Here is a 23,951-nt window from a genome sequence, read left to right as displayed (position 1 = left end):
CACCGCCCCGGACGTCCAGGAACACGGTGGTCCCGCATGAGCCCGTCCTCGTCCTCCCCGAGCCCGCGACCGAGTCCGTCCGCCGGTGCGTCGCCCGGTCCGTCCGCCGGTCCGTCCTTCGGCGACTCCCTCGACCTGCACTTCGTCGGCAACGCGACCCTGCTGCTCCGCTACCGCGGCCTCACGCTGCTCACCGACCCGAACTTCCTGCACCGCGGTGAGCGCGCCTACCTCGGGTACGGCCTGCTCAGTCGCCGTCTGACCGAGCCCGCCCTGGACGTCACGGAGCTTCCCGAGCTGGACGCCGTCCTCCTGTCCCACCTGCACGGCGACCACTGGGACCGGCGGGCCCGCCGCCACCTGAGCCGGTCCGTCCCGGTGGTCACCACCCCGCACGCCTCCCGGCGGCTCCAGGGACTGCACGGCTTCCGCCGCGCCGTCGGGCTGCGGACCTGGGAGGACCACACCGTGCGGCGCGGTGACGTCCAGGTCCGCGTGACGGCCGCCCCCGGCCGCCACGCCGGCCACCCGGTGCTGCGCGGGCTGCTGCCGCCGGTGATGGGGAGCCTGCTCGAGTTCGGCCCGGTCGACGGCCCGCCCCGGCTGCGGCTGTACATCTCGGGGGACACGCTGATGTTCCCGCAGCTCGCCGATATCGCCCGCCGGTTCCCCGGACCGGACCTCGCCGTCCTGCACCTGGGCGGCACCACGCTCCCGGGCGGGCTGCTGGTCACCATGGACGGGAAGCAGGGCGCCGACCTCGCACGGCTGGTCGACCCGCGGCACGTCCTGCCGGTGCACTACGAGGACTACACGGTGATGCGGTCTCCGCTGTCCGACTTCCTGGCCGAGGCGGAGCGGGCGGGCCTCGCCGACCGGGTCGTGCACTGCCGTCACGGACAGCGGGCGGTCGTCCCGCCGGACGGGGGTACGCCGGTCGTCGCGCGGGCCGACGACCTGTCCGTTTGACCGCCGCCCCAGGGTGTTACTCGCCACCCGTCCGCACTTCGACGCTTCCCCGGGAGGACACCATGGCCACGGGTGAGACCGGATTCAGCGATGTCATGTTCGACCTGATCTCCGTCCAGTACCACTCCCTCAAGGCCGGGCACGACTACGGCCAGTACGTCCGCGACGCGGAGAACGACGGCAAGACGGAGATCGCCGAGTTCTTCCGCACGGTGATGGCGCAGGACTCCGAGCGGGCGGCCAAGTGCCACGAGTTCCTGAAGGAGCTCTCCGGTACTGCGGACGCGGGTCCCGCGGCGGGCTGAGACGGATCGGTCCACGCACCACGAGGCGGACGCCGCGGCGTCCGCCTCCGTCGCGCTCCGTCGCGCGCGGGGCGGGTTCGCCGCACGCCCGCGCGCACGCTCAGTGACGTACGCGTCGTGGTGGACCGCCGCGCGATGGGCGTCCGGGGGTAGGGCAGGTGTGCGAACTGTCCTACGGGAGGGGGGTGTCGGGGCTTGTCGGGGCCTGGAGTTGCCCAACTGACCGGCGGTCTCCGCGACGACGTGACTACTGTGAGTGTCCGCCGCGCGGGGCGCTCCTGTCCGCCGTACGCGCGCCCCCTCCTTGACGCACCGCCCAGCACGAGGACGTCGATGTCTCACCTCCGCGCACCGGCCGGCAACAGACCGCCCCAGTCGCCGCGACTTCCCCCCTTACGGCCGCAGTTGACGCGGATCGCGGTGCTGCCGCCGGTGGCGGTGGCGCTCGGGGGCGGGGCGGCCGTGCTCTACGTGGTGCTGACCGCGGGCGTTCCGGCGGGACCCGTCCTGTGGGCGGTCCTCGCCGGGGCGGTGGCGCTCGCGGTGATGGCCGTCGCCGCGGCGGCCGTCGCCGCGCGGCACGCCGCGCAGTCGGTCGAGGTACGGGTCGCGGAACTGCGGCGCCGGGTCGCCCACGGGGAGGCCGAACTCCGCGAGGCGGCCGGGGGGTCGGAGCGGCGGGACGCCTCCGACGCCGGCGACGGCGGAGCGGGTGTTCGGCGCGCCGCCGCCGACGGGCTGGACCTGCTGGCGGAGGACCTGGAACGCGCCCACCGCACGGCGCTCGCCGCCGTGGCCCGCAGCGTGCCGGACACGGCGCCCGAGGAGGAGAAGGCGGCGGCGGACGGGCCGGGGGGCCCGGGCGTCGAGCACCGGCTCGAGGTGTTCCTCAACGTCGCGCGGCGGCTGCAGTCGCTGGCCCACCGGGAGATCGCCGTCCTGGACGAGCTGGAACGGGAGATCGAGGACCCCGACCTCCTCAAGGGCCTGTTCCACGTCGACCACCTGGCCACCCGCGTGCGGCGGCACGCGGAGAACCTCGCCGTCCTGGGCGGCGCGGTCTCCCGCCGCCAGTGGAGTGAGCCGATCCCGGTGGAGGAGGTGCTGCGGTCCGCCGTCGCCGAGGTCGAGCAGTACGCGCGGGTCCGGGTCGTGCCGCCCGTGGAGGGCTCGCTGCGCGGACACGCGGTCGCCGACGTGATCCACCTGCTCGCCGAACTCGTCGAGAACGCCACGGTGTTCTCGCCGCCGCACACGCAGGTGGCGATCCGTGCCGAGGCCGTCGCCGCGGGGCTGGCGGTCGAGGTCGAGGACCGCGGGCTGGGCATGCCGTCCGAGGAACAGGACCGGATGAACGCGTTGCTGGCCGACCCCGGCACGGTCGACGTCGGGGGACTGCTCGCGGACGGGCGCATCGGACTCTACGTCGTCTCCCAGCTCGCCCGCCGCCACGGCGTGCGGGTGCGGCTGGGCGGCAACATCTACGGCGGGGTGCAGGCGGTGCTGGTCCTGCCGCCGTCCCTGCTCGGCCCGGCGACGACGGAGCTCCCGCCGGCCGCGTCGGACACGCCGGCCGACGTGGGGGAGTGGCCCCCGGGCGGCACCGCCACCACGACGAGCACCGCGTTTCCGTCGACCGCCGCGTACCCTGCCGCTGCCGCGTTCCCCGCCCCCGCCGGGGAGCCCGCCTCCGCGTTCGATGCCGCCCCAGCGTTCCGTGCGCCCGCCGGGGAGAACGCCTCCGCCGGGTTCCCTGCCGCCGCTGCGGAGCCTGCCGCCGCGTTCCCCGGCTCAGCCGTGGACCCCGCTACCGCCGGGGAGCCCGCTACCGCCGCGGAGTCCGCCTCCGCCGGGTTCTCGGCCGCCGCCGTGGAACCCGCCGCCGGAGGGTTGTCTGCCGCCGTTGCGGAGCCCGCCGCCGGGCCGTCCGCCACCGCCGCGTTCCGTGCGCACGCCGTGGAGCCGGCTTCCGCCGGGGAGTCCGCCTCCGCGTTGCCCGCCCCCGCCGGCGAGCCGGCTACCGCCGCGTTCCCCGCCGACGCAGCGTTCCCAGTCGACGCGGCCTTCCCCGCCACGGCGGCGGAGTCTGCCGCCGCAGCGTTTCCTGCCACGGCAGCGGAGGCCATCGCCGCCGGGTTCCCCGCCCACGCCGCGGAGCCCGCCCACGCCGTGGAACCCGTCCACGCCGCGGAGCCTGTCCACGCAGCGGAGCCCGCCCACGCCGTGGGGCACGTGGACGACGCGGCGCCGTCCGTGTCGCGGGCGGACGCCGCCGGGCCGCTCCACGCGGACACGTCGGCGTCGCGGAGCCGCGACGGCAGTGCGGCACCGGTCACCCCCGAGGCGGGGGACCCGCCGGCGGCGTCGCACGGTTCCCCGTCCTCCGGCACGGCGGCGGCCGAGGCGCTGGAGGAGGGCGGCGGCCCGTACCGGTACCCCCGGGTCGACGAAGCCGCCGGGGAGCAGCGGGAGGACGTCTCCGGGGTCATGCCGCGGGCGTGGCGGCAGGGAGGCCGGGAGGGAACGGAGGGGATGCCGGTGGTGCCGTCGCCCCGCGCCGCCGGACACGAGGCCCCGAGCCCCGCGTCCAGGGCGTCGCTCCCGGTGCGGGAGCGGACCGGACGGGCCACCCCCGCGGGCGCGCCGCCCGGCCCCGCCGCGGTGGAGGAGCCGCCGGCCGAGCCGCACCGCCCCCGGCTGCCCCGGCGCCGCGCCCAGTCGCACCTGGCGCCGCAGCTCCGCTCCGGCCCGCTCCCGCGCCCCGAGCCCGGCCCCGAGGAGGAGACCGGGCACGACCCGCTCCTGATGGCCGCGTTCCGTCGCGGCGTCGGCCTGGCCGAGGCCCAGGACGCGCGGGAGCCCACCGCCGAGGACGGCGGTCCGGGCCACCTCACCGACCGGCCCTGAGCCGCGTCCCCCACCTCCCCCCCCCAGAGAACCCGTCACCCACACTCCGAGGAGCAGAACCACCATGGCGACCGATACGCAGACCGACCGCGCCGCCGACCTCGACTGGCTGCTGACCGGGCTGGTGCGGCGCGTGCCGCACGCCCGCAGCGCCGTCCTGCTGTCCTGCGACGGCCTGGTCCGGTGCGCGCACGGCCTGGACGCGGAGGGCGCCGACCACATGGCCGCGCTCGCCTCCGGCCTGCACTCCCTCGGCCGCAGCGCCGGGGTCACCTTCGACGGCGGCGGCGACGTCCGCCAGGTGGTCGTCGAGCTGTCCTCGTCCCTCCTGTTCGTCACCACCGCCGGCGCCGGCACCTGCCTCGCCGTGCTGGCCGACCGCGCCACCGACGCCGCCGTGCTGGGCTACGAGATGGCGATGCTGGTCAAGAGCGTCCGCCCCTACCTCGGGACCGCCCCCCGGCACGCCGCCGTCCACCCGCCGGTGCCGCAGGCCGCGGCGCCCGAGCCCGCGGTGACCCGGCGTTGATCACCACGGCGGCCGACGACGGCCCCTGGCTCGACGAGCAGGCAGGCCGGCTGGTGCGGCCCTACACGGTCAGCAACGGCCGCACCCGGCCCACCGCCGACCTCGACCTGCTCAGCCACGTGACGGCCACCGCCCACCCGGCGGCCGGCCACCCCGGCCCCGAGCACACCCGGGCGCTGCGGCTCGCCAGGACGCCGGTGACCGTCGCCGAACTCGCCGCCCGGCTCCGGCTCCCCGTGGCCGTCGCCAAGGTGGTGGTCTCCGACCTCGTCGAGGCCGGCCTGGTCCGCGCGGAGGAGCCCTCCTGCCTGCGCGCCCCGGCCGATCCGGGCTTGCTGCGGCAGGTCCGCGACGAACTGCGGCGACGGCTGTAGCCCGGCGGCGCGGGCGTCTGAAGGAATCCTGAGGTCGCGCTTAAGAAAACCTCGATGGACCCGGACGCCCCCGGTGCGGCATGTTCTAGAGGCAACCCAACCTCTTCCCCGTTCCCGGGCGGCTTCGCCCTGCCCGGGAACGGGACGCACGCACAGGAGCCGCATCGGTGAAGGCGCTGGTCAAGGAGAAGGCGGAGCCGGGGCTCCGGCTCATGGACGTCCCGGAGCCCGCGATCGGCCCCGGTGACGTGCTGATCAAGGTGCTGCGCACCGGGATCTGCGGCACCGACCTGCACATCCGCGCCTGGGACGGCTGGGCCCAGCAGGCCATCCGGACCCCGCTGGTGGTCGGCCACGAGTTCGTCGGCGAGGTCGTCGAGACGGGCCGCGACGTCGTCGACGTCAAGCCGGGCGACCGGGTCAGCGGCGAGGGCCACCTGGTGTGCGGCAAGTGCCGCAACTGCCTGGCCGGCCGCCGACACCTCTGCCGCGCCACCGTCGGCCTCGGCGTCGGCCGGGACGGCGCCTTCGCCGAGTACGTGGCCCTGCCCGCCACCAACGTCTGGGTGCACCGGGTGCCGGTCGACCTGGACGTCGCCGCCATCTTCGACCCGTTCGGCAACGCCGTGCACACCGCGCTGTCGTTCCCCCTGGTCAACGAGGACGTGCTGATCACCGGCGCGGGCCCGATCGGCCTGATGGCCGCCGCCGTCGCCAAGCACGCCGGCGCGCGCAACGTCGTCGTCACCGACGTCAGCGACGAACGCCTGGAACTCGCCCGCAAGATCGGCGCCGACCTCGCCCTCAACGTGGCGCGAACGACCGTCGCCGACGGACAGCGCGAACTCGGCCTGCGCGAGGGCTTCGACATCGGCCTGGAGATGTCCGGCCAGGCCGCCGCCCTGCGCGAGATGGTCGCCAACATGACCCACGGCGGCCGGATCGCCATGCTCGGCCTGCCCTCGGAGGAGTTCCCGGTCGACTGGTCCCGGATCGTCACCTCCATGCTGACCATCAAGGGCATCTACGGCCGCGAGATGTTCGAGACCTGGTACGCGATGTCCGTCCTCCTGGAGAACGGCCTCGACCTCGCCCCGGTGATCACCGGCCGCTACGACCACCGCGACTTCGAGGCCGCCTTCGCCGACGCCGCCGCCGGCAAGGGCGGCAAGGTCATCCTCGACTGGACCGTCTGACCGTCTGACCGTCCGACCGGCCCGTCCGCCGCCCGGCCCCTCCGCCCTCCGCGACACCCCCCTGGAGCCACCGATGTTCGACTCCGTGCGCGACGACATCCGCGCCACCCTCGACGAGATCCGCGCCGCCGGCCTGCACAAGCCGGAGCGCGTCATCGACACCCCGCAGTCCGCCAAGGTCAACGTCACCGCCGGCGGCCGCCCCGGCGAGGTGCTCAACTTCTGCGCCAACAACTACCTGGGTCTCGCCGACCACCCCGAGGTCGTCGCGGCCGGCCACGCGGCGCTGGACCGCTGGGGCTACGGCATGGCGTCGGTCCGCTTCATCTGCGGCACCCAGGAGGTGCACAAGGAGCTCGAGGCGCGCATCTCCGCGTTCCTCGGCCAGGAGGACACCATCCTCTACTCCTCCTGCTTCGACGCCAACGGCGGCGTCTTCGAGACCCTGCTCGGCGCCGAGGACGCGGTGATCTCCGACGCCCTCAACCACGCCTCCATCATCGACGGCATCCGCCTCTCCAAGGCGCGGCGCTTCCGCTACGCCAACCGCGACATGGCCGACTTGGAGGCGCAGCTCAAGGCCGCCTCCGGGGCGCGCCGGAAGCTGATCGTCACCGACGGCGTGTTCTCCATGGACGGCTACCTGGCGCCGCTCGACGAGATCTGCGACCTGGCGGAGCGGTACGACGCCATGGTGATGGTCGACGACTCGCACGCCGTCGGCTTCGTCGGCCCCGGCGGGCGGGGAACGCCCGAGCTGTTCGGCGTGATGGACCGCGTGGACGTCATCACGGGCACCCTGGGCAAGGCGCTCGGCGGCGCCTCCGGCGGCTACGTCGCCGCGCGCGCCGAGATCGTGGCGCTGCTGCGGCAGCGGTCCCGGCCGTACCTGTTCTCCAACACGCTGGCGCCGGTGATCGCCGCGGCGTCGCTGAAGGTGCTGGACCTGCTGGAGTCCGCGGGGGACCTGCGGGCGCGGCTGGCCGAGAACACGGCGCTGTTCCGCCGGCGCATGACGGAGGAGGGCTTCGACGTCCTCCCCGGGGAGCACGCGATCGCGCCGGTCATGTTCGGCGACGCGACGGTGGCGGGCCGGATGGCGGAGCTGCTGCTGGAGCGCGGGGTGTACGTGATCGGGTTCTCGTACCCGGTGGTCCCCCAGGGGGCGGCGCGGATCCGCGTGCAGCTGTCCGCGGCGCACTCCACCGAGGACGTCGAGACGGCGGTGGCGGCGTTCGTCTCCGCGCGGACGGAGCTCGAGGGCGACCCGAAGACCGCGTGACCTCCCGGGCGCGACGCGGCGCGAGCCGCGTCGCTCGTCCGGGCCCCCGCGCGAGCCGCGTCACGCGGGGGCCCGGACGGACCGCGCACACCTCGCGACCTGAGAGAATCGCGGCATGATCGAGGCGCGGCGGCTGCACATCCTGCGGGCGGTGGCGGACCACCGGACGGTGACCGCCGCCGCGGCCGCGCTCTACCTCACGCCCTCCGCCGTGTCGCAGCAGCTCACCGCGCTGGAGCAGGAGACGGGCCACCGGCTGGTCGACCGCGGCGCGCGCGGCGTGCGGCTCACCCCGGCCGGGGAGATCCTGCTGGCCCACACCAACGCCGTGCTGGCCCAGCTCGAGCGGGCCGAGGCCGAACTGGCCGCCTACGGCTCCGGCGAGGCCGGCACGGTGACCGTCGCCGCGTTCGCCACCGGCATCGGCCTGGTGGTGGCCCCCGCCCTTGCCGCCCTCGCCCGCAGCCGCCCCGGCATCAGGGTGCGGGTGCGCGACGCCGAGGGCGACGCCAGCCTGCCGATGGTGCTCGACCGCCAGGTGGACGTCGCGGTCGCCGTCGAGTACCGCGGCGCCCCCGCCGCGGGCGACCCGCGCCTCACTCACGTGCCGCTCTACGCCGAGCCCTTCGACGCGGTGGTGCCCACGGTCCACCGTCTCGCCGAGGCGGACCGGGTGCCGCTGGCCGAGCTGGCCAAGGACCCGTGGATCGGCCCGTACCCGGGCAACCCCTGCCACGACGTCGTCGTGCTGGCCTGCGAGAGCGCCGGGTTCCAGCCGGACTTCGACCACTCCTCCGACGACTTCCGGGCCGTCGTCGCCCTCGCCTCCGCCGGCGCCGGCGTCGCGCTGGTGCCCCGGTCCGCCCTGACCGGCATGGACCTGACGGGCGTGACGGTGCGGCCGGTGGACGGCGTGGCGCCCACCCGCCGGGTCTTCGCGGCGGTGCGCCGTGGGTCGGAGCGGCACCCGCTGATCAGCCCGGTGCTGGCGTCGCTGGGCGAGGCCGCCGAGGCCCGGCGCGACTGACGCGCCGCCCGTTGTCGGTGGCCGCCGTTAACCTGCGGGCATGCCGGACGCGGAAGACGTACGCCGAATTGCCCTGTCCCTGCCCGACACCGTCGAGAAGACGGCCTGGAGCATGCCCACCTTCCGGGTGGCGGGGAAGATGTTCGCCACCCTGCCGGAGGCGGAGACCTCCTGCGCGGTGCGCTGCCCCAAGGAGGAACGGGACGAGCTGGTGCTCGCCGAACCCGAGAAGTTCTGGGTCGCCGACCACGAGGCCGCCTTCGCGTGGATCCGGGTCCGGCTGGCCGCCGTGGACGACGAGGAGGAGCTCCGCGACATCCTCGCCGACTCCTGGCGCCAGGCGGCGCCCACCAAGCTCCGTGAGGCGCATCCCCGCATCGGGGTGCTCGGCGCGGAATGACGCGGCGGGCCCGCTCCTCCCCGGCGGGAGGGCGGACCCGTTGTCGGCAGGGCATGGCATGCTCCTGCCGTGTGCGCGGTTCCGGGCAGGAGGGGGGCCCGGAACCGCGCCGCGCGACGTACGGACCGCGACGCCGGCGGCCACGTGCGGACGGGACGCGTCGGGAAACCCACGCGCGACCACCGCGCGGAGTGCGGTATGGTTGCCATGCACGTTCGGCCGGGGGAAACCCCAGGTCAGACGGCAAACGGGACGTGGCGCAGCTTGGTAGCGCACTTGACTGGGGGTCAAGGGGTCGCAGGTTCAAATCCTGTCGTCCCGACTCGATGAGTCGTGGGAAGGGGCCGTTGCGGAGAAGATCCGCAGCGGCCCCTTCCGCGTGCCCGGACGGCGGCGGGAGGGGAGCCGCCCGGGCCGTCCTCAGGTCCGCGGCCCGGCCGTCCCGGCGAGCTCCGGTGCGGGCTCCGGAACCTTCGCCGGCTCCCGCGGCCGCTGGAGGCGGCTGACGGCGGGGGCGGTGACCGCCGTGGTGATCAGGGCCACCAGGACCAGCATGGTGAACAGCTCCGGCCCGATGACGCCCAGCTCCAGGCCGATGTTCAGCACCACCAGCTCCGTCAGGCCGCGGCAGTTCATCAGCGCCCCGACCGACAGGGACTCCCGCCAGGGACGGCCGCAGGCGCGGGCCGCGCCCGCCGCCCCGCCCCACTTGCCGAGGACCGCGACCCCGAGCAGCGCCCCCGCCCACAGCCACTGCGCCGGGTCGGCGGCCAGCGCCCCGACCTCCGTGCGCAGCCCCGTGTGGACGAAGAACAGCGGCAGCAGGACCGGCACCGCCACCGCCCGGAACCGGGCCGCCGACGCCTCGATGCGGCGGTGGCCGCGTGGGGTGGCCACGCCGAAGAGGAACGCGCCGAACAGCGTGTGCACCCCGATCAGGTCCGTCGCCAGGGCGGACAGGCTCAGCCCGCTGAACAGCAGGACCAGGATCACCGCCTCGTTCGTCCGGCCCGCCCGCGCCGCCGCCCACCGAGCCAGCAGCGGACGGACCACCAGCAGGATCAGCGCGCCGAAGGCCAGCGTGAGCCCGGCCGCCGTCACCGCGTCCAGCGGGGACCCCGCCGAGGTCAGTGCCACCACCAGGGCCAGCAGGCACCAGGCGGCCACGTCGTCGACCGCCGCGCAGGCCATCGCCAGCGCGCCCAGCGGCGTCCCGTACAGCCCCCGGTCGACCAGGATGCGGGCCAGCACCGGGAAGGCCGTCACGCTCATGGCCACCGCGATGAACAGGGCGAACGGGAGGAGCGCCACCCCGTCCGGGGCGAGGGACCGGTGCAGCGGGAGGGCGAGCAGCGCGCCGAGGGCCAGCGGGATCAGCATGCCGGCCTGGCTCACCGCCACCGCCGTGCGCGACCTGCTGCGCAGCGCGCCCAGGTCCAGCTCCAGACCCACCAGGAACATGAACACCAGCAGGCCGAGGTGCCCCAGGACCGAGGTGAACGGCAGCACCGACTCCGGGAAGAGCCAGCTCTGCCCCTGCGGCCACAGCCAGCCCAGCAGCGAGGGCCCCAGCAGGATGCCCACCGCGATCTCCCCCACCACCGGGGGCTGGCCCAGGCGTCTGAGCAGAGCCCCGCCCGCCTGGCAGGCGAGGATCACCACCGGCACGGCGACGAGCAGCGCGGGCATGGGGTCAGCCGCGGACACCGGCGGCTCCTTCCGACGCGACGGACCGCAACGGCAGGACCGCCGCCGGGGGCTGGGGCGCCGAGGCGGCGTCGGACCAGCCCGCGTACCGCCGCAGCCCGTACAGCAGCGGGTGCACAGCCGGGCGGACCGTCACCCGGTCGGCCTGCGCGAACACCGCCGTGTGGTCGCCGAACGCGACGGTCCTCAGGACCGAGCAGTCGGCGACGGCGTGGGCGGCCTCGGTCAGGTGCGGGCCGCTCGCCCCCAGCGGCAGCCGCCACTCGACCCGGTCGAAGCGGTCCGGCGTCCCCGAGGCGAACAGGTCGGCGGTCGCCCGGGCCCCCTCGTGGAGCAGGTTCAGGGCGAACTGTCCCTGCCGCAGCAGGGCGTCCAGCGTGGGACTGGCGGTGCGTATGCACACCATCAAGGTGGGCGGGGCCAGCGCCACGCTCGTGAGGGAACTGCAGGTCAGGCCGCGGGGCAGGGCGTCGGCGTCGAGGGTGGTGACCACCGCCACCCCGGAGGGGAAGGCGGCCATGAACGGGCGGAGATCGGTCTGCCGGAGGACGACGGGGGAGTGCTCGGCCGGCGTCCCGTCGTGGTCGTCGCCGCCGGGTGCGTCCTGGCGCGAACCGGAGTGGGGCATGTCTGACTCCTGTGGGTGACGAAGGGCACGGCCCGGCCCCGCGGGCCGGGACCGGACCGTGACGGCGGACAGGCCCTAGCCGTGCAGCTGCTTCAGGTACTCGTAGGCGCTCGGCAGCGTCTCGAGCAGGTTCTGCTGCTGGCGCTTGACCGTCGCGAACAGCGGCTCCGCGCCCGCCACGGACTCCGGCTTGTACCCCAGCGCCGGCAGCGGGGCGTCCGGCTCCAGGCCCATGCCGGCGAAGATGCAGTAGTAGCTGCCGTTGGTCCAGAAGTTGCGGAACTCGGCCTCGAAGTTGCCGTAGTACGTCGACTCGTCGGTGATCGGGGAGTTGATCGGCAGACCCGCCTTGTACGCGGAGATCTTCTGCTTGATGTTGTCGGCGAGCCGCAGCTCCTTGTTGGCCCGCCAGAACGGGGTGTCGTTGCGGGGCGCGTAGTAGAAGTGCGCCTGCAGGAAGTCGCGGGTGTCGTCGAACATCAACTCGATCTCGCGGTTGAAGGCGTCGATCAGGCCCTGGTTGAAGTTCTTGTCGGGGAAGTGCTTGGCCAGCTGGTAGACGGCCGCGGTGATGAAGTAGATGCCGGTCGACTCCAGGGGCTCCACGAAGCACGAGGAGAGGCCGATGCTGACCACGTTCTTCACCCAGGCGCGGCGGTTGCGGCCGACCCGGAACCGGATGTGGTTGAAGGCCGTCTTCTCCGGGTCGAGCCCCCACATCCGCGCGAACTCGGCCGTGGCCTCGTCCTGGCCGGCGAAGCGGCTGGAGTAGACGTAGCCGGTGCCGAAGCGGCCCAGCATCGGGATCTTCCACGCCCAGCCGGAGGACATCGCGATCGACGAGGTGTACGGCTCCACACCGCCCGCCTCGTCGTCGTGCGGCACGGCGGTGGCGACCGCGCTGTCGCACAGCAGGTGGTCGCTCATGTCGATGAACGGCTCGGCCATCGCCTGGTTGATCAGCAGACCCCGGAAGCCGGAGCAGTCCACGAACAGGTCGGCGTCCAGGACCTTGCCGCCCTTGGTGCGCAGCGCGGTGACGAAGCCGCGCGCGTCCTGCACGACCTCCGTCATCTCGTCCTCGACGTGGTGGACGCCCTGCTTGTCGGTGGAGAACCGGCGCAGGAAGTCGGCGACCAGCTGGGCGTCGAAGTGCCACGCGTACCGCGTCGCGGAACGCCCGTCGAGCCAGCGCGGCGCCTTCATGGCGTCCATCACCGGAGGCTCGCGGAAGCAGGCGTAGTCGAACGGCTCGGTGGTCTGCCCCTCGTGCTTGCGCTTGAACCAGTAGTGCGACAGCGGCGTCCGGTCGTAGTCCGGGAGCAGCCCGAACGGGTGGTAGAAGTGGTCGGGACGGCCGTCCGCCAGCTCGCGCGCCGTCGACTGCCCCTCGCCCTCGGTGCGCCAGTTCACGAACCGCACCGCCATCTTGAAGCTGGCGTTGCACTCGCGCATCCACTCGTCCTCGGCGATCCCGAGGTAGTCGAAGAAGGCGCGCTGCAGGTTGGGCACCGTCGCCTCGCCGACACCGATCCGCGGAATCGCCGGCGCCTCCAGCACCGTGATGTCGACCGTGCCCTGGAGCGCCTTGCCGAGGTAGGCGGCGGTCATCCAGCCGGCCGTGCCGCCGCCCAGGATGACGACCTTCTTCAGTCGGGGATCGGTGCTGGTCATGGAGCAGCCCTCATTTCGTCGGTCGGGAAGCGCGGCAGGCGGCCGGTGGGCCGGGGAGCCGAACGCCGACCCAGTGTGGAAAGCCGCTCTATGACGGCCCTACAGAGTCGGGATCCGGCCGGTATAGGCCGCCTGTAGAGGGCCCGAACACACTCGCCGCAGGCCAACGGCACGTCACGGATCCCGGGAGGAAGCGATGACCACCGCGGTGACCGGAACCGCACGGGGGGCGGCGGTACGCGTCCGCTTCCTCGGCGACTTCGAACTGACCGTGAACGGCGTCCCGGTGCGGCGCTGGCGGGCCGGCAAGGCCCGCGGCCTCTTCCAGTACCTGGTGATCCACCGCGGGCAGACCCTCACCCGCGACAGCCTCAACGAGGCCCTGTGGCCGGGATCCGGCCGGTCCGCCGGCGACAGCTCGCTCAAGGTCGCCGCCCACGGGCTCCGCAGGGTCCTCGACGCCCACCCCGACAGCTCCGGCGGGTCCGGCATCCGGCTCCACTACCGCGACTTCGGCTACGCCCTGGACGTCACCGACCTCTGGTCCGACGTGGACCGCTTCCAGGAGCTGGTGCACACCGGGCTGCGCGCCGCCGGCGCCGGGGACCGCGCGACCGCCCGGGACCGGCTGCGGGCCGCGATCGCCCTCTACGGCGGGGAGTTCCTGCGCGGCGAGAGCACCGACTGGGTCGTCGAACAGCGCGAGTACCTGCGGTCCCTGGCCCTGCGGGCCCTGGACGTACTGCGCGCCGACGCCGACGAGCGGGAGGACTTCCCCGACCTCATCGAGATCTGCCGCAGCACCCTCGGCGTCGACCGGCACCACGAGGAGACCTACCGGGCGCTGATGGCGGCCCACGGCCGGCGCGGGGAACACACCTGCGTCCGCCGCTGGTACGACCTGTGCGCGCGCCGGCTGCGGGACGACCTGGCGGTGGCGCCGTCGAGGGAGACCCAGCGGCTGCTGAGCGCCATCCTCCCCGCTCCCCGCCCCCGCGCGGTCCCCGCCGGCCCCCGGTACCCGGCCTGGCCGAACCTCACCTCTCCGACGGCCGAGGGGACCGGCACCGCGTCCGGGCTCGGACCGGGCGCCCTGCCGGGACCGGGGACAGGCCCCGTCTCCGTGCCCGCGTCCGTGCCCGGGCTCCGGGCCCGCTCCGCGCGCCGGGCCCGCCCCGACGCCCGGTCCGCCGCCCGCCCGGACCTGCCCCGGTCCGCCGCCCGTCCGGACCTGCCCCGGGCCGGCGACGCCGCCCGCGCCCGGCCCGCCTGACGGTCCGTCCGAGAGCCCGCCTGACGGCCGGTCCGAGGGCCCGCCTGACAGCCCGTCCGGCCACCGCCCGCAGGAGGAGCGGCGCCCGCCCCGCACCCCTACCGCCCGCACGCATCCCGTGACCGAGCCACCCAGTGAGGAACCCACCGTGACCGTGCTGACCGTGCCGCAGGACGCCGCCGCGCCGGCGGCCGAACCCGCCGCGGCACCCCTGCCGCCCCGCTACGACGACCAGTGGATCGGTGGCCGCTGGACGGCGTCCGACGCCACCGGCCGGCTGGTCGTCACCGACCCCGCCACCGAGGCGCCGCTGGCCACCGTCCCCGCCGGCACCGCCCACGACGCAGACCGCGCCGTGCGTGCCGCCGCGGAGGCCTTCCCCGGCTGGGCCGCCACCCCCGTCCGGGAACGCACCGCGCTGCTGCGCCGCGTGGTCGAGGGCCTGGAACGCAACGCCGAGCGCTTCGCCGGCCTGATCACCGCCGAGGTGGGCGCGCCCTCCCGGATCGCGCTGCGGACCCACGTCGGCCTCGCCGTCGGCATGGCCGCGCACTGCGTGGAGACCGCCGCCTCCTACGCCTTCGAGGAGCGGGTGGGCCACTCCCTGGTGGTCCGCGAGGCCGCCGGTGTCGCCGCCTGCGTCACCCCCTGGAACACCCCGCTGCTGCTCACCGTGCAGAAGCTGCTGCCCGCGCTGGCCGCCGGCTGCGCGGTCGTCCACAAGCCCAGCGAACTCACCCCGCTGCACGCCCGGTTGCTGGCCGAGGTGTTCGCCGAGGCCGACCTGCCGCCCGGCGTGGTCAACATGGTCGTCGGAACCGGCGACACCCTCGGCGCCGCCCTGGTCTCCCACCCGCTCGTCGACGTCGTCTCCCTGACCGGCTCCACCCGCGCCGGACGCCAGGTGTCGGCGCTGGGCGCGGACGGCGTCAAGCGGATCCACCTCGAGCTCGGCGGCAAGAACGCCAGCCTGGTGCTGGACGACGCCGACCTGCCGGCCGCCGTCGCCGCCACCGTCGACCAGGCCCTCTTCAACACCGGCCAGACCTGCCTGCAGTGGAGCCGCCTCCTGGTGCCCCGCGACCACCAGGACGAGGCGGTCGAGCTCGCCTGCCGGGCCATGGACGGCTACGTCACCGGCGACCCCCGCGACCCGGCGACCGACCTCGGGCCGCTGGTGTCCGCCGCCGCGTACGCCCGCGTCGGCGAGTACGTGCGCCGCGGCGCCACGGAGGGCGGCGCCCGCCTGGTGCACGGCGGCCCCGGCCGGCCCGAGGGCCTGACCACCGGGTACTACGTGCGGCCCACCGTCTTCGCCGACGTCGACCCGCTGTCCACCATCGGGCAGGAGGAGATCTTCGGCCCGGTGCTGTGCGTCATGCCGTACGACGACGAGGAGCAGGCCCTGCGCATCGTCAACGGCACCCGCTACGGGCTGCACGGCGCGGTCTGGTCCGCCGACGACGCACGGGCCCAGCGCGTCGCGCGCGGCTTCCGGACCGGCCTCGTCGACGTCAACGGCGGCTCCTTCAACCCGGCGGCGCCGTTCGGCGGCTTCAAGCAGTCCGGCATCGGCCGCGAGTGCGGCAACGCCGGACTCGAGGCGTTCCTGGAGACCAAGTCGCTACAGCTGCCGCAGGAACAGGGCGGCCAGGTCGTCGGCCCCCGCCTGCGGGCCACCCCGCAGGCCGGCGCCGCGCGCCAGGAGAGGAACGACGGATGACCCCCGAGAACACCCCCCTCCCGCCGCTGTTCGCCGCCCTGCGGCGCCGGACGGCCGAACGCCCGGACGCCCTGGCGGTCCACGCCGAGGACGGCACCCTCACCTGGGCCGCCCTCACCGCCCGCACCGCCGAACTGGCGACCGTCCTGGAACGCGCGGGCGCCGGACCGGAGACGGCCGTCGGGCTGCTCCTGGGCCGGTCCCGCGACAGCGTGCCCGCCCTGCTCGCGGTGTGGAGCCTCGGCGCCACGGCCGTGCCGCTCGACCCCGGCCACCCGGCCGAACGCCGGGCCACCGTCCTCCGCGACGCCCAGGCCCGCCTCCTGGTCACCAGCGGCCACGGACCCGGCCTCGCCGGCGTCCCGACCCTCGACCCGGCCGCCCCCGTGACCGGCGCTCCCGGCACACCCCCGGTGACCCTCCCGGGACCGGACACCTGCGCCTATGTCGTCTACACCTCCGGAACCACCGGCACGCCCAAGGGCGTCGAGGTCACCTACCGCGGCCTCGACTCCTTCACCGCCGCCCTCGACGGCCTCGGCCTGACCCCCGGCGGCCTCGGCCTCAACGCCGTCTCGCCCGCCTTCGACGGCTGGCTGTGGTGCACCCTGCTGTACCTCGTCCACGGCCAGGGCGTCGCGCTGGTGGACCTCTCCCTGGACGGGCTGCGCCGCGCCGAAGCCGAGGGGCGCGAACCGCTCCCCGCCGGACTGCGCACCGCCTCCCTCACCCCGTCCCTGCTGGCGGCGCACGGCGCCGGGCTGGACGAGGCCGAGGTGGTGGTGGTCGCGGGCGAACCCTGCCCCGCGGCGCTCGCCGAACGCTTCGCCCGCGGCCGCCGGCTGCTCAACGTGTACGGGCCGACCGAGGCCACCGTCGCGGCCACCTGGGCCGACAGCGAGCGGGGGGACGACGTGAGCACCATCGGACGGCCGTTGCCCGACCAGCGGGCGTACGTCCTCGACGACGAGCTGAGGCCGGTGCCCGCCGGCGAGGAGGGCGAGCTCTACCTGGGCGGCCCCGCCGTGGCGCGCGGCTACCGCAACCGGCCCGGCCTCACCGCAGCCCGCTTCCTGCCCGACCCCTTCCAGGGCGGCGGCACCCGGATGTACCGGACCGGGGACGTCGTCGTGCGGCGGCCGGGAGGCGAACTCGAGTACCGGGGACGCCGCGACGACCAGATGAAGATCCGCGGCCACCGCATCGAACCCGGCGAGGTGGAGCGGATCGCCGCCCAGCTCCCCGAAGTGGTCGCCGCCGCCTGCTGCCCGCTCGCCTCCGGACAGTCGCTGGGCCTCGCCGTGGTCGCCGCGCCCGGCACCGGGCCCGCCGGGGAACTGGCCGCCACCGTCGCCGAGCACTGCGCCAAGCTCCTCCCCGAGGCGGCGGTGCCCACCACCGTCCGCGTCGTCGACCGCATCCCCACCCTCGGCACCGGCAAGGCCGACCGGGCCGCCCTCGCCCGCGAACTCACCGTGCCCACCAGCCAGGGCACCACGGCGTCCGCCACCACCCGCCAGCGGGAGGTGATGGCCGTGTGGGCCGAGGTGCTGGAGATCGAGGTGCCGGGCCCCGAGGCCGACTTCTTCACCCTGGGCGGACACTCGCTGGCCGCCGCCCGCGTCGTCGCCGAACTGCGCCGCACCACCGGGCTGGCCATCACCCTCGGGGCGCTGCTCGCCCGCCCCACCGTCACCGACGTCGCCGCCGAACTCGACCGCCTCGGCGCCGCGGCGGACGACCGGCTCCTGACCGCAGAGGGGGCCTGACCCGTGGGCACCTGGATCTCCACCTGGCCGGCCGGCCCCGGGGACGCCGAACTGCCGGTGCTGCTCTGCCTCCCGCCGGCCGGCGCGGGCTGCCACCAGTTCCGCTCCTGGATCCCCGCGCTGACCGGGATCGCCCAGGTGCACGGCGTCCAGCTCCCCGGCCGCGAGACCCGCTGGCACGAGCCGATGCCGGACACCTTCGGCGAGGCCGTCGACGCCGTCGCCGAGGAACTGAGGCCGATCGTCGCCGCGGGCCGCCGGCTGGTCGTCTTCGGCCACAGCTTCGGCGGACTCCTCGGCTACGAGGTCGCCCGGCGCGTCACCCCCGACGCCCTGGTGGTCAGCGGCTGCCGGGCGCCCGGCCACTGGGACGGCGCCGGCCGCGGCATCGTCGACGACGCCGACGAACTCGACAAGCTCTTCGACACCGCCGGACTCGACCCCGCCTTCCTCGACGAGGACACCCGCGCCCTGATGGTCGCCATGCTCCGCAAGGACGCCGTGCTGTCGCTGAGCTACACCCACGTCCCCGGCGACCCCGTCCCCGCCCCCGTGCACGCCTGGCGGGCCCGCGGCGACGAGACCGTCACCACCGACGACATGGCCGGCTGGGCCGCGGTCACCAGCCGCGGCTTCCGCCTCCACCACGTCGACGGCGGCCACCACGCCGTGCTGCGCCGCCCGGAGCCGCTGCTGGCCCACCTCACCGGGCTGCTGCGGGACGGCACCCCCGCACCCGCCCCCGTCGGCTGACCGACGCCGACGCCACCGACCGCGCGAGCAGAGCCGGAGGAGCCGTGCCCACCACCTACCAGGTCCTCGTCAACCACGAGGAGCAGTACGCGCTGTACCCCGAGGGGCGCGAGCTGCCCGACGGCTGGACGCCGGCCGGGTTCAGCGGCACCGAGGACGCGTGCGTCGCCCACGTGGACGCGCACTGGACCGACACCCGCCCCCGCAGCGCCCGAGCGGCGGCCGCCGCCGCGCCCGCGGGCCGAGGAGCCTGAGATGCACATCGACCTGCTGGACCCGGAGCCGTTCCGCCGCGACGACTTCTGGGACACCTTCGCCTGGCTGCGGGCCAACGCGCCCGTGTACCGGCACCCCGAACCCGACGGCGACGGCTTCTGGGTGCTCAGCAAGCACCGCGACATCGTCGACGTGTACGCCGACAGCGACACCTTCAGCTCCGCCCGCGGCATGCGGCTCGGCAGCGAACCCGCCGCCGTCGCCGCCGTCACCCAGCGGATGCTGATCGTCTCCGACGCACCCCACCACACCCGGCTGAAGCGCGCCCTGTACCAGGCGTTCGGCCCGCAGCAGATGCCCCGGCTCGAGGCCCTGGTCACCGGCGTCGTCGCCGACCTGGTCGCCGAGGCCGCCGAGGCCGGCGAACTGGACTTCATCGACCTCGCCAAGCAGCTCCCCAACCGGGTCGTCTGCGCCATGATGGGCATCCCGCGCGCCGACTGGGCCTGGATCGGGGCGCTCACCACCGACGCCTTCGACTCCCCGGACGAGACCGTCCGCAGCAACGCCCACTCCGAGATCTTCCTCTACTTCATCGAGCTCCTGGCCGAACGGCGGGCCCGCCCCGGCACCGACCTGGTCAGCCAGATCGCCCACGACACCCTCGTCGACGAGGGGGACGGCACCGCACGGCCGCTCAGCGACGAGGAGATCGTCTTCAACTGCAACGGCGTGCTGTCCGGGGCCAACGAGACCACCCGGTACTCCGCCGCCGGCGCGGTCCACATGTTCGCCCGGCTGCCGGAGCAGTGGGAACTGCTGCGCCGCCTCGGCCCCGGGGGCGTGGCCCCGGCCGTCGAGGAGATCCTGCGCTGGACCACCCCCGGCGTGCACGCCCTGCGCACCGCGCTGCGCGACACCGAGATCGCCGGGACCCCCGTCGCCGCCGGCGACCGGGTGACCCTGTGGAACGTCTCCGCCAACCGCGACGAGGACGTCTTCACCGACCCGCACGCCTTCCGCGTCGACCGGCGCCCCAACCGCCACGTGGCCTTCGGCCACGGCCGCCACCTGTGCCTGGGGGCGCGGCTCGCCCGCTTCGAACTCGGCGCCCTGCTCACCGAGATGCTCGGCGCCCTCGACGGCTTCGAGCTCACCGGCCCGGCGCTGTTCAACTCGTCCAACTTCACCTGGGGCATCACCAGCCTCCCGGTCCGGCTGCTGCGCAGCCGAGCTCTCGCACCCGCAGAAAGGGCCGCGCTGTGACCACCGCACTGATCGACTACAACCGGACCGACACCGACTTCCCCGCCGAGGGGTACGCCGAGCTCCTCGCCCGGCAGGCCGCCAGGACCCCCGACGCCCCCGCCCTCGTCCAGGGCGCCCGGGTGTGGACCTTCGCCGAACTCGAGGCCGCCACCAACCGGCTGGCCCACGCCCTGATCGCGCGCGGCGCGGCCCCGGGCGAGCGGGTGGGCCTGTGCTACCCGCGCAGCGCCGACCACGTCATCGGCTCCCTCGCGATCCTCAAGACCGGCGCCGCCATCGTGGCGCTCGACCCGGTCAACCCCGACGAGCGGCTCACCGCCATGATCGGCGACGCCCGCCCGCTGCTCGTCCTCACCCCGGCCGAGATCGCCCCGCGGATACCCGAGGACGTGGCCCGCGCCGAGGTCGCCACCGCCGGACAGGACCGGCCGGACACGCCGACCGGCGTCCCGGCCGGTCCCGACACCGTCAGCCACCTCATCTACACCTCCGGCTCCACCGGCACCCCCAAGGCCGTCCTCGAGCGCCACGGCGCCCTCACCAACCTGGTGCACTGGACCGGCCGCGCCTACGGGGTGCGGCCCGGCGACCGCGCCTCCTGGATGTCCACGCCCGGCTTCGCCGTGCAGATCATGGAGTGGCTGCCGTACCTGCCGCTGGGCGCGGCGGTCCACATCCCCGAGACCGGCCGGGCGCAGACCCCCGAGCAGATCCGGGACTGGCTCGCCGTCGAGCGGATCACCCACACCATGCTCGTCGCCGCCCTCGCCGAGCCCGTCTGGCAGCTCGACTGGGCACCGGACACCGCGCTGCGCGTCCTGGTGACGACCGCCGAGCGCGTGCACTCCTGGCCGCCCACCGACACGCCCTTCCGCGTCGTCATGACGTACGGCACGACCGAGACCACCAACGTGCTGAGCTGCCTCGACCTCGGCGCCGGAGTCGACTTCACCAGCCAGGCCACGCCGGCCGGGATCCGGGCCACCCGGCAGGTGCCCGTCGGGGTGCCCATCGCCAACATGCGGGTGCACCTGCTGGACGAGGAGGACCGCCCGGTCGCCGACGGCGAGGTCGGACGGCTCCACGTCTCCGGCGCCGGAGTGGCCGCCGGGTACCACGGCCTGCCCGAGCTGACCGCCACCAAGTTCCGCTCCGGGGTGGTCGCCGGCGACCCCCACCCGGTGCTCTACGACACCGGGGATCTGGCCCGCCGCCGGGAGGACGGCGCCGTCGAACTCCTCGGCCGCTCCGACGCCCAGGTGAAGATCCGCGGCTTCCGCGTGGAGCTGGGCGAGGTCGAGACGCATGTCGCCCGGGTCGGCTCCGTCGCCGAGGCGGTCGTCGTCACCCAGGAACGCGGCGCCGACGACAAGCGCCTGGTGGCGTACGTCTCGGCCGACGGCACCGGGCCCTGCGACCCCGCCGCCGTCCGCGCCGCCGTGGCCCGCACCCTGCCCTACTACATGGTGCCCGGCGCCGTGGTGGTGCTCCCCGCCCTGCCGCGGCTGCCCAACGGCAAGGTCGACCGGCGGGCCCTGCCCGAGCCGCCCGAGCCGCGGCAGGGCGTCGCCACCGGGTACGAGCCGCCGCGCGACGAGACCGAGGACGCGCTGGTGCGCCTGTGGGCCGAGGCCTTCCGCACCGAGGGCGTCGGCATCCACGACAACTTCTTCGAACTGGGCGGCCACTCGCTGCTGGCCTTCCAGCTGATCGACGAGATCCGCCGCCGCTACGGCGTGGAGCTCAGCCTCTCCGACCTGTCAGCCCGGCCCACCGTGGCCGAACTCGGCGCCCTGATCGTCACCGAACGGACCGAGGGACGTGGGGAGTTCGGCGGCCTGCCGGCGATCGTCCCCGACCCGGACGCCCGGTTCGAGCCCTTCCCGCTGACCGAGAGCCAGCAGGCGCTGTGGATCGGCCGCGGGGGACTGGTGGACCTCGGCAACGTCGGCTGCCACGGTTACTTCGAGTGGGAGAGCGAGAGCCTCGACGTCCCCCGCTTCGAGGCCGCCTGGCGCCGGCTGGTGGAGCGCCACGACGCGCTGCGCACCCGCGTCCTCCCCGACGGCACCCAGCAGGTGTACGAGGAGATCCCCCCGTACGACATCCCCGTCACCGACCTCGGCGGCCTCGACCCCGCCGCCCGTGAGGCCGAACTCGCCGCGCTGCGCGAGCGCCTGTCCCACCAGGTGCTCGACGCCGACGCCTGGCCGCTGTTCGACGTGCGGATCAGCCTGCTCGGCGGCGGCCGGGCCCGCGTCCACCTGTGCCTGGACTTCCTGGTGGCCGATGCGTGGAGCTACTTCCAGGTGCTGGTCCCAGACCTGGTCGCCTACTACACCGAGCCCGGGGCCGAACTCCCGCCGCTGGAACTGACCTTCCGCGACTACGTGCTGGCCGTCGCCGACTCGCTGCGCGACAGCGAGCTCTACCGGCGCTCCGAGTGGTACTGGCGCGACCGCCTCGCCACCCTGCCCCCCGCGCCCCAGCTCCCCGAACGGCCCGCCGACGCCCCGGCCCGCCCGGTCCGCTTCGAGCGGCTCAGCCACGTGGTGCCCGCCGCCCTGTGGGACCGGATCCAGGAGCGCGCCGGCGACCGCAAGGTCACCGCGTCCGGGGTGCTCGCGGCGGCCTACGCCGAAGTCCTCGGCACGGCCTCCGGACAGGCCCGCTTCACCATCAACTTCCCCCTCTTCAACCGGCTCCCGCTCCACCCGCAGGTCAACTCCCTGCTCGCCGACACCACCACGACGCTGCTGCTCGCCGTGGAACAGGAGGAGACCACCTTCGCCGGACGCGCCCAGGCCGTGCAGCGCCGCCTGTGGGCCGACCTCGAGCACCGCTACTTCAGCGGCGTCCAGGTCCTGCGCGAGCTGACCAAGCTGCGCGGCACTCTCGCGCCCGCCATGCCCGTGGTGATGACCAGCCTCGCCGGCCACCCGCCGCAGTACGAGGAGAACGAACTGGGCGTGCCGGTCTACGGCATCTCCCAGACCCCGCAGGTCTCGCTGGACTTCCAGGTCTTCGAGAAGGCCGGCGGTCTCACGTTCAACTGGGACTACCTGCCCGCCGTGTACCCGGACGGGCTGATCGAGGCGATGTTCCGGCAGTTCGTCGCCCTGCTCGCGGAACTCGGCGGCGAGGACGTCTGGGAGCGGTACTCGCCGCCGCCCGGTGAGCACGGCGACACCGGCGGCGGACCCGCCGAGGCCCGCGACACCGGCGACGCCTGGGAACGCTACTGGGCCGGGATCCGGCGCACCGGACGCGGCGGCGACGTCATCTGGGACGCCGACAGCGGCGAGGAGTTCCGGTGGCTGCTCGGCCAGGCGCGGCAGCACTTCCGCGACGACCTGCCGGTCATCGACCTCGGCTGCGGCAACGGCCGCTACAGCCGCGAGATGGCCCCCCACTACCCGCGGGTGGTCGGGGTCGACGTGTCCGCCAGCGCGATCGAGCACGCCGTGCGCGAGGCGGCCGCGGAGGGCGTCTCCAACGTCGAGTACCTCGCCGTCGACATGACCGACGCCGAGCAGGCCGCCGCCCTCGGCGAGGGCCCGTACAACATCTTCGTCCGCGGCGTCTTCCACGTCCTCGACGGCGCGGCCCGGGCCCGCCTCGCGACCGTGGCCGGCCGGCTGCTGGGCCCCGAGGGGGTACTGATCGTCCACGAGCCCGACTACTCGAGCAACTCCTTCGGCTACCTCGGGTTCGTCGGCGGGAAGCGCGGCCGCGCCGAGGACCTGGTCGGGCCGCTGGAGGCCGCCGGCGTGCGCCACTCCCAGCGCTTCACCCGGCCCGAACTGGCCGCCGCCTTCCCGGCGGACGACTGGGAGATCCTCGACGACCGGGCGATCCAGCTGCACGCCCTCGACCCCCGCTCCGACGCGGAGGCCCTGCTGCTGCCCGGCTACTACGCGGTCCTGCGCCGCAGGGGCTGACGGCAGCGC

The 23,951-nt window shown here is 74.9% G+C and carries 19 protein-coding genes and 1 tRNA gene; 17 read left to right on the top strand and 3 right to left on the bottom strand.

Translation table 11 applies throughout. The features are described 5' to 3' along the window. Positions 1-36 precede the first annotated feature (36 nt). The 10 genes from ACWD3O_RS26655 to ACWD3O_RS26610 all read left to right on the top strand — a co-directional run bounded on the left by ACWD3O_RS26655 (position 37) and on the right by ACWD3O_RS26610 (position 9,311). Positions 37-969 carry an MBL fold metallo-hydrolase gene (locus ACWD3O_RS26655; RefSeq protein ID WP_451417631.1) on the top strand — a complete coding sequence of 311 codons (933 nt, stop codon included), beginning with the start codon at positions 37-39 and terminating at the stop codon, positions 967-969. Between the two features lie 62 nt (positions 970-1,031). Beyond that, entirely contained in the window at positions 1,032-1,274 is a 243-nt protein-coding gene (locus tag ACWD3O_RS26650; protein WP_356134556.1) for an acyl carrier protein, read from the top strand. A gap of 333 nt (positions 1,275-1,607) precedes the next feature. After that, a complete protein-coding gene (locus ACWD3O_RS26645; protein WP_451417630.1) occupies positions 1,608-4,181 on the top strand; it encodes an ATP-binding protein in 2,574 nt (857 codons plus the stop codon). A gap of 64 nt (positions 4,182-4,245) precedes the next feature. Then, positions 4,246-4,710, top strand: coding sequence for a roadblock/LC7 domain-containing protein (locus ACWD3O_RS26640; RefSeq protein WP_451417629.1), 465 nt, complete (start codon positions 4,246-4,248; stop codon positions 4,708-4,710). Beyond that, positions 4,707-5,084, top strand: a complete 378-nt coding sequence (locus ACWD3O_RS26635; RefSeq protein ID WP_451408577.1) for a DUF742 domain-containing protein — start codon at positions 4,707-4,709, stop codon at positions 5,082-5,084. The genes ACWD3O_RS26640 and ACWD3O_RS26635 overlap by 4 nt, the downstream gene beginning before the upstream one ends. A gap of 167 nt (positions 5,085-5,251) precedes the next feature. Next, complete coding sequence (gene tdh / locus ACWD3O_RS26630) at positions 5,252-6,280, top strand: L-threonine 3-dehydrogenase (protein ID WP_451408576.1); 1,029 nt, start codon at positions 5,252-5,254, stop codon at positions 6,278-6,280. Between the two features lie 73 nt (positions 6,281-6,353). Further along, positions 6,354-7,562 carry a glycine C-acetyltransferase gene (locus ACWD3O_RS26625; RefSeq protein ID WP_451417628.1) on the top strand — a complete coding sequence of 403 codons (1,209 nt, stop codon included), beginning with the start codon at positions 6,354-6,356 and terminating at the stop codon, positions 7,560-7,562. 115 nt (positions 7,563-7,677) lie between these two features. Then, positions 7,678-8,589, top strand: coding sequence for a LysR family transcriptional regulator (locus ACWD3O_RS26620; protein ID WP_451408574.1), 912 nt, complete (start codon positions 7,678-7,680; stop codon positions 8,587-8,589). A 40-nt stretch (positions 8,590-8,629) separates the two neighbouring features. Beyond that, a complete protein-coding gene (locus tag ACWD3O_RS26615) occupies positions 8,630-8,989 on the top strand; it encodes an MmcQ/YjbR family DNA-binding protein (RefSeq protein WP_356134543.1) in 360 nt (119 codons plus the stop codon). Between the two features lie 248 nt (positions 8,990-9,237). Beyond that, positions 9,238-9,311 (top strand) — tRNA-Pro (locus tag ACWD3O_RS26610). 98 nt (positions 9,312-9,409) lie between these two features. On the opposite strand, the gene ACWD3O_RS26605 is transcribed toward ACWD3O_RS26610, so the two are convergent. The 3 genes from ACWD3O_RS26605 to ACWD3O_RS26595 form a co-directional block, all read right to left on the bottom strand. Then, entirely contained in the window at positions 9,410-10,696 is a 1,287-nt protein-coding gene (locus tag ACWD3O_RS26605) for a cation:proton antiporter domain-containing protein (protein WP_451417627.1), read from the bottom strand. Beyond that, the gene (locus ACWD3O_RS26600; RefSeq protein WP_451417626.1) at positions 10,683-11,324 is read right to left on the bottom strand and encodes a flavin reductase family protein; all 642 of its coding nucleotides are present in this window, start codon (positions 11,322-11,324) and stop codon (positions 10,683-10,685) included. The genes ACWD3O_RS26605 and ACWD3O_RS26600 overlap by 14 nt, the downstream gene beginning before the upstream one ends. Before the next feature lie 75 nt (positions 11,325-11,399). Further along, positions 11,400-12,998, bottom strand: a complete 1,599-nt coding sequence (locus ACWD3O_RS26595) for a tryptophan halogenase family protein (protein WP_451408571.1) — start codon at positions 12,996-12,998, stop codon at positions 11,400-11,402. Positions 12,999-13,194: 196 nt separating this feature from the next. On the opposite strand from ACWD3O_RS26595, the gene ACWD3O_RS26590 reads away from it, so the two are divergent. From ACWD3O_RS26590 to ACWD3O_RS26560, 7 genes are all read left to right on the top strand, one after another. Continuing rightward, complete coding sequence (locus tag ACWD3O_RS26590; protein WP_451417625.1) at positions 13,195-14,271, top strand: AfsR/SARP family transcriptional regulator; 1,077 nt, start codon at positions 13,195-13,197, stop codon at positions 14,269-14,271. A 211-nt stretch (positions 14,272-14,482) separates the two neighbouring features. Further along, positions 14,483-15,994 carry an aldehyde dehydrogenase family protein gene (locus ACWD3O_RS26585; RefSeq protein WP_451417661.1) on the top strand — a complete coding sequence of 504 codons (1,512 nt, stop codon included), beginning with the start codon at positions 14,483-14,485 and terminating at the stop codon, positions 15,992-15,994. Next, on the top strand, positions 15,991-17,763 hold the full coding sequence (locus tag ACWD3O_RS26580) for a non-ribosomal peptide synthetase (protein WP_451417624.1): 1,773 nt from the start codon (positions 15,991-15,993) through the stop codon (positions 17,761-17,763). Before ACWD3O_RS26585 ends, ACWD3O_RS26580 begins: the two co-directional genes overlap by 4 nt. Before the next feature lie 3 nt (positions 17,764-17,766). Next, positions 17,767-18,516, top strand: a complete 750-nt coding sequence (locus ACWD3O_RS26575; RefSeq protein ID WP_451408568.1) for a thioesterase II family protein — start codon at positions 17,767-17,769, stop codon at positions 18,514-18,516. A 44-nt stretch (positions 18,517-18,560) separates the two neighbouring features. After that, complete coding sequence (locus ACWD3O_RS26570) at positions 18,561-18,770, top strand: MbtH family protein (RefSeq protein WP_451417623.1); 210 nt, start codon at positions 18,561-18,563, stop codon at positions 18,768-18,770. A 1-nt stretch (position 18,771) separates the two neighbouring features. Next, a complete protein-coding gene (locus ACWD3O_RS26565) occupies positions 18,772-19,998 on the top strand; it encodes a cytochrome P450 (RefSeq protein ID WP_451408566.1) in 1,227 nt (408 codons plus the stop codon). Continuing rightward, entirely contained in the window at positions 19,995-23,942 is a 3,948-nt protein-coding gene (locus ACWD3O_RS26560; protein WP_451417622.1) for an amino acid adenylation domain-containing protein, read from the top strand. Before ACWD3O_RS26565 ends, ACWD3O_RS26560 begins: the two co-directional genes overlap by 4 nt. Positions 23,943-23,951 lie beyond the last annotated feature (9 nt).

The organism is Streptomyces sp. NPDC002640 (assembly GCF_053592575.1).
This window is presented reverse-complemented; position numbering and strand designations above follow the sequence as displayed.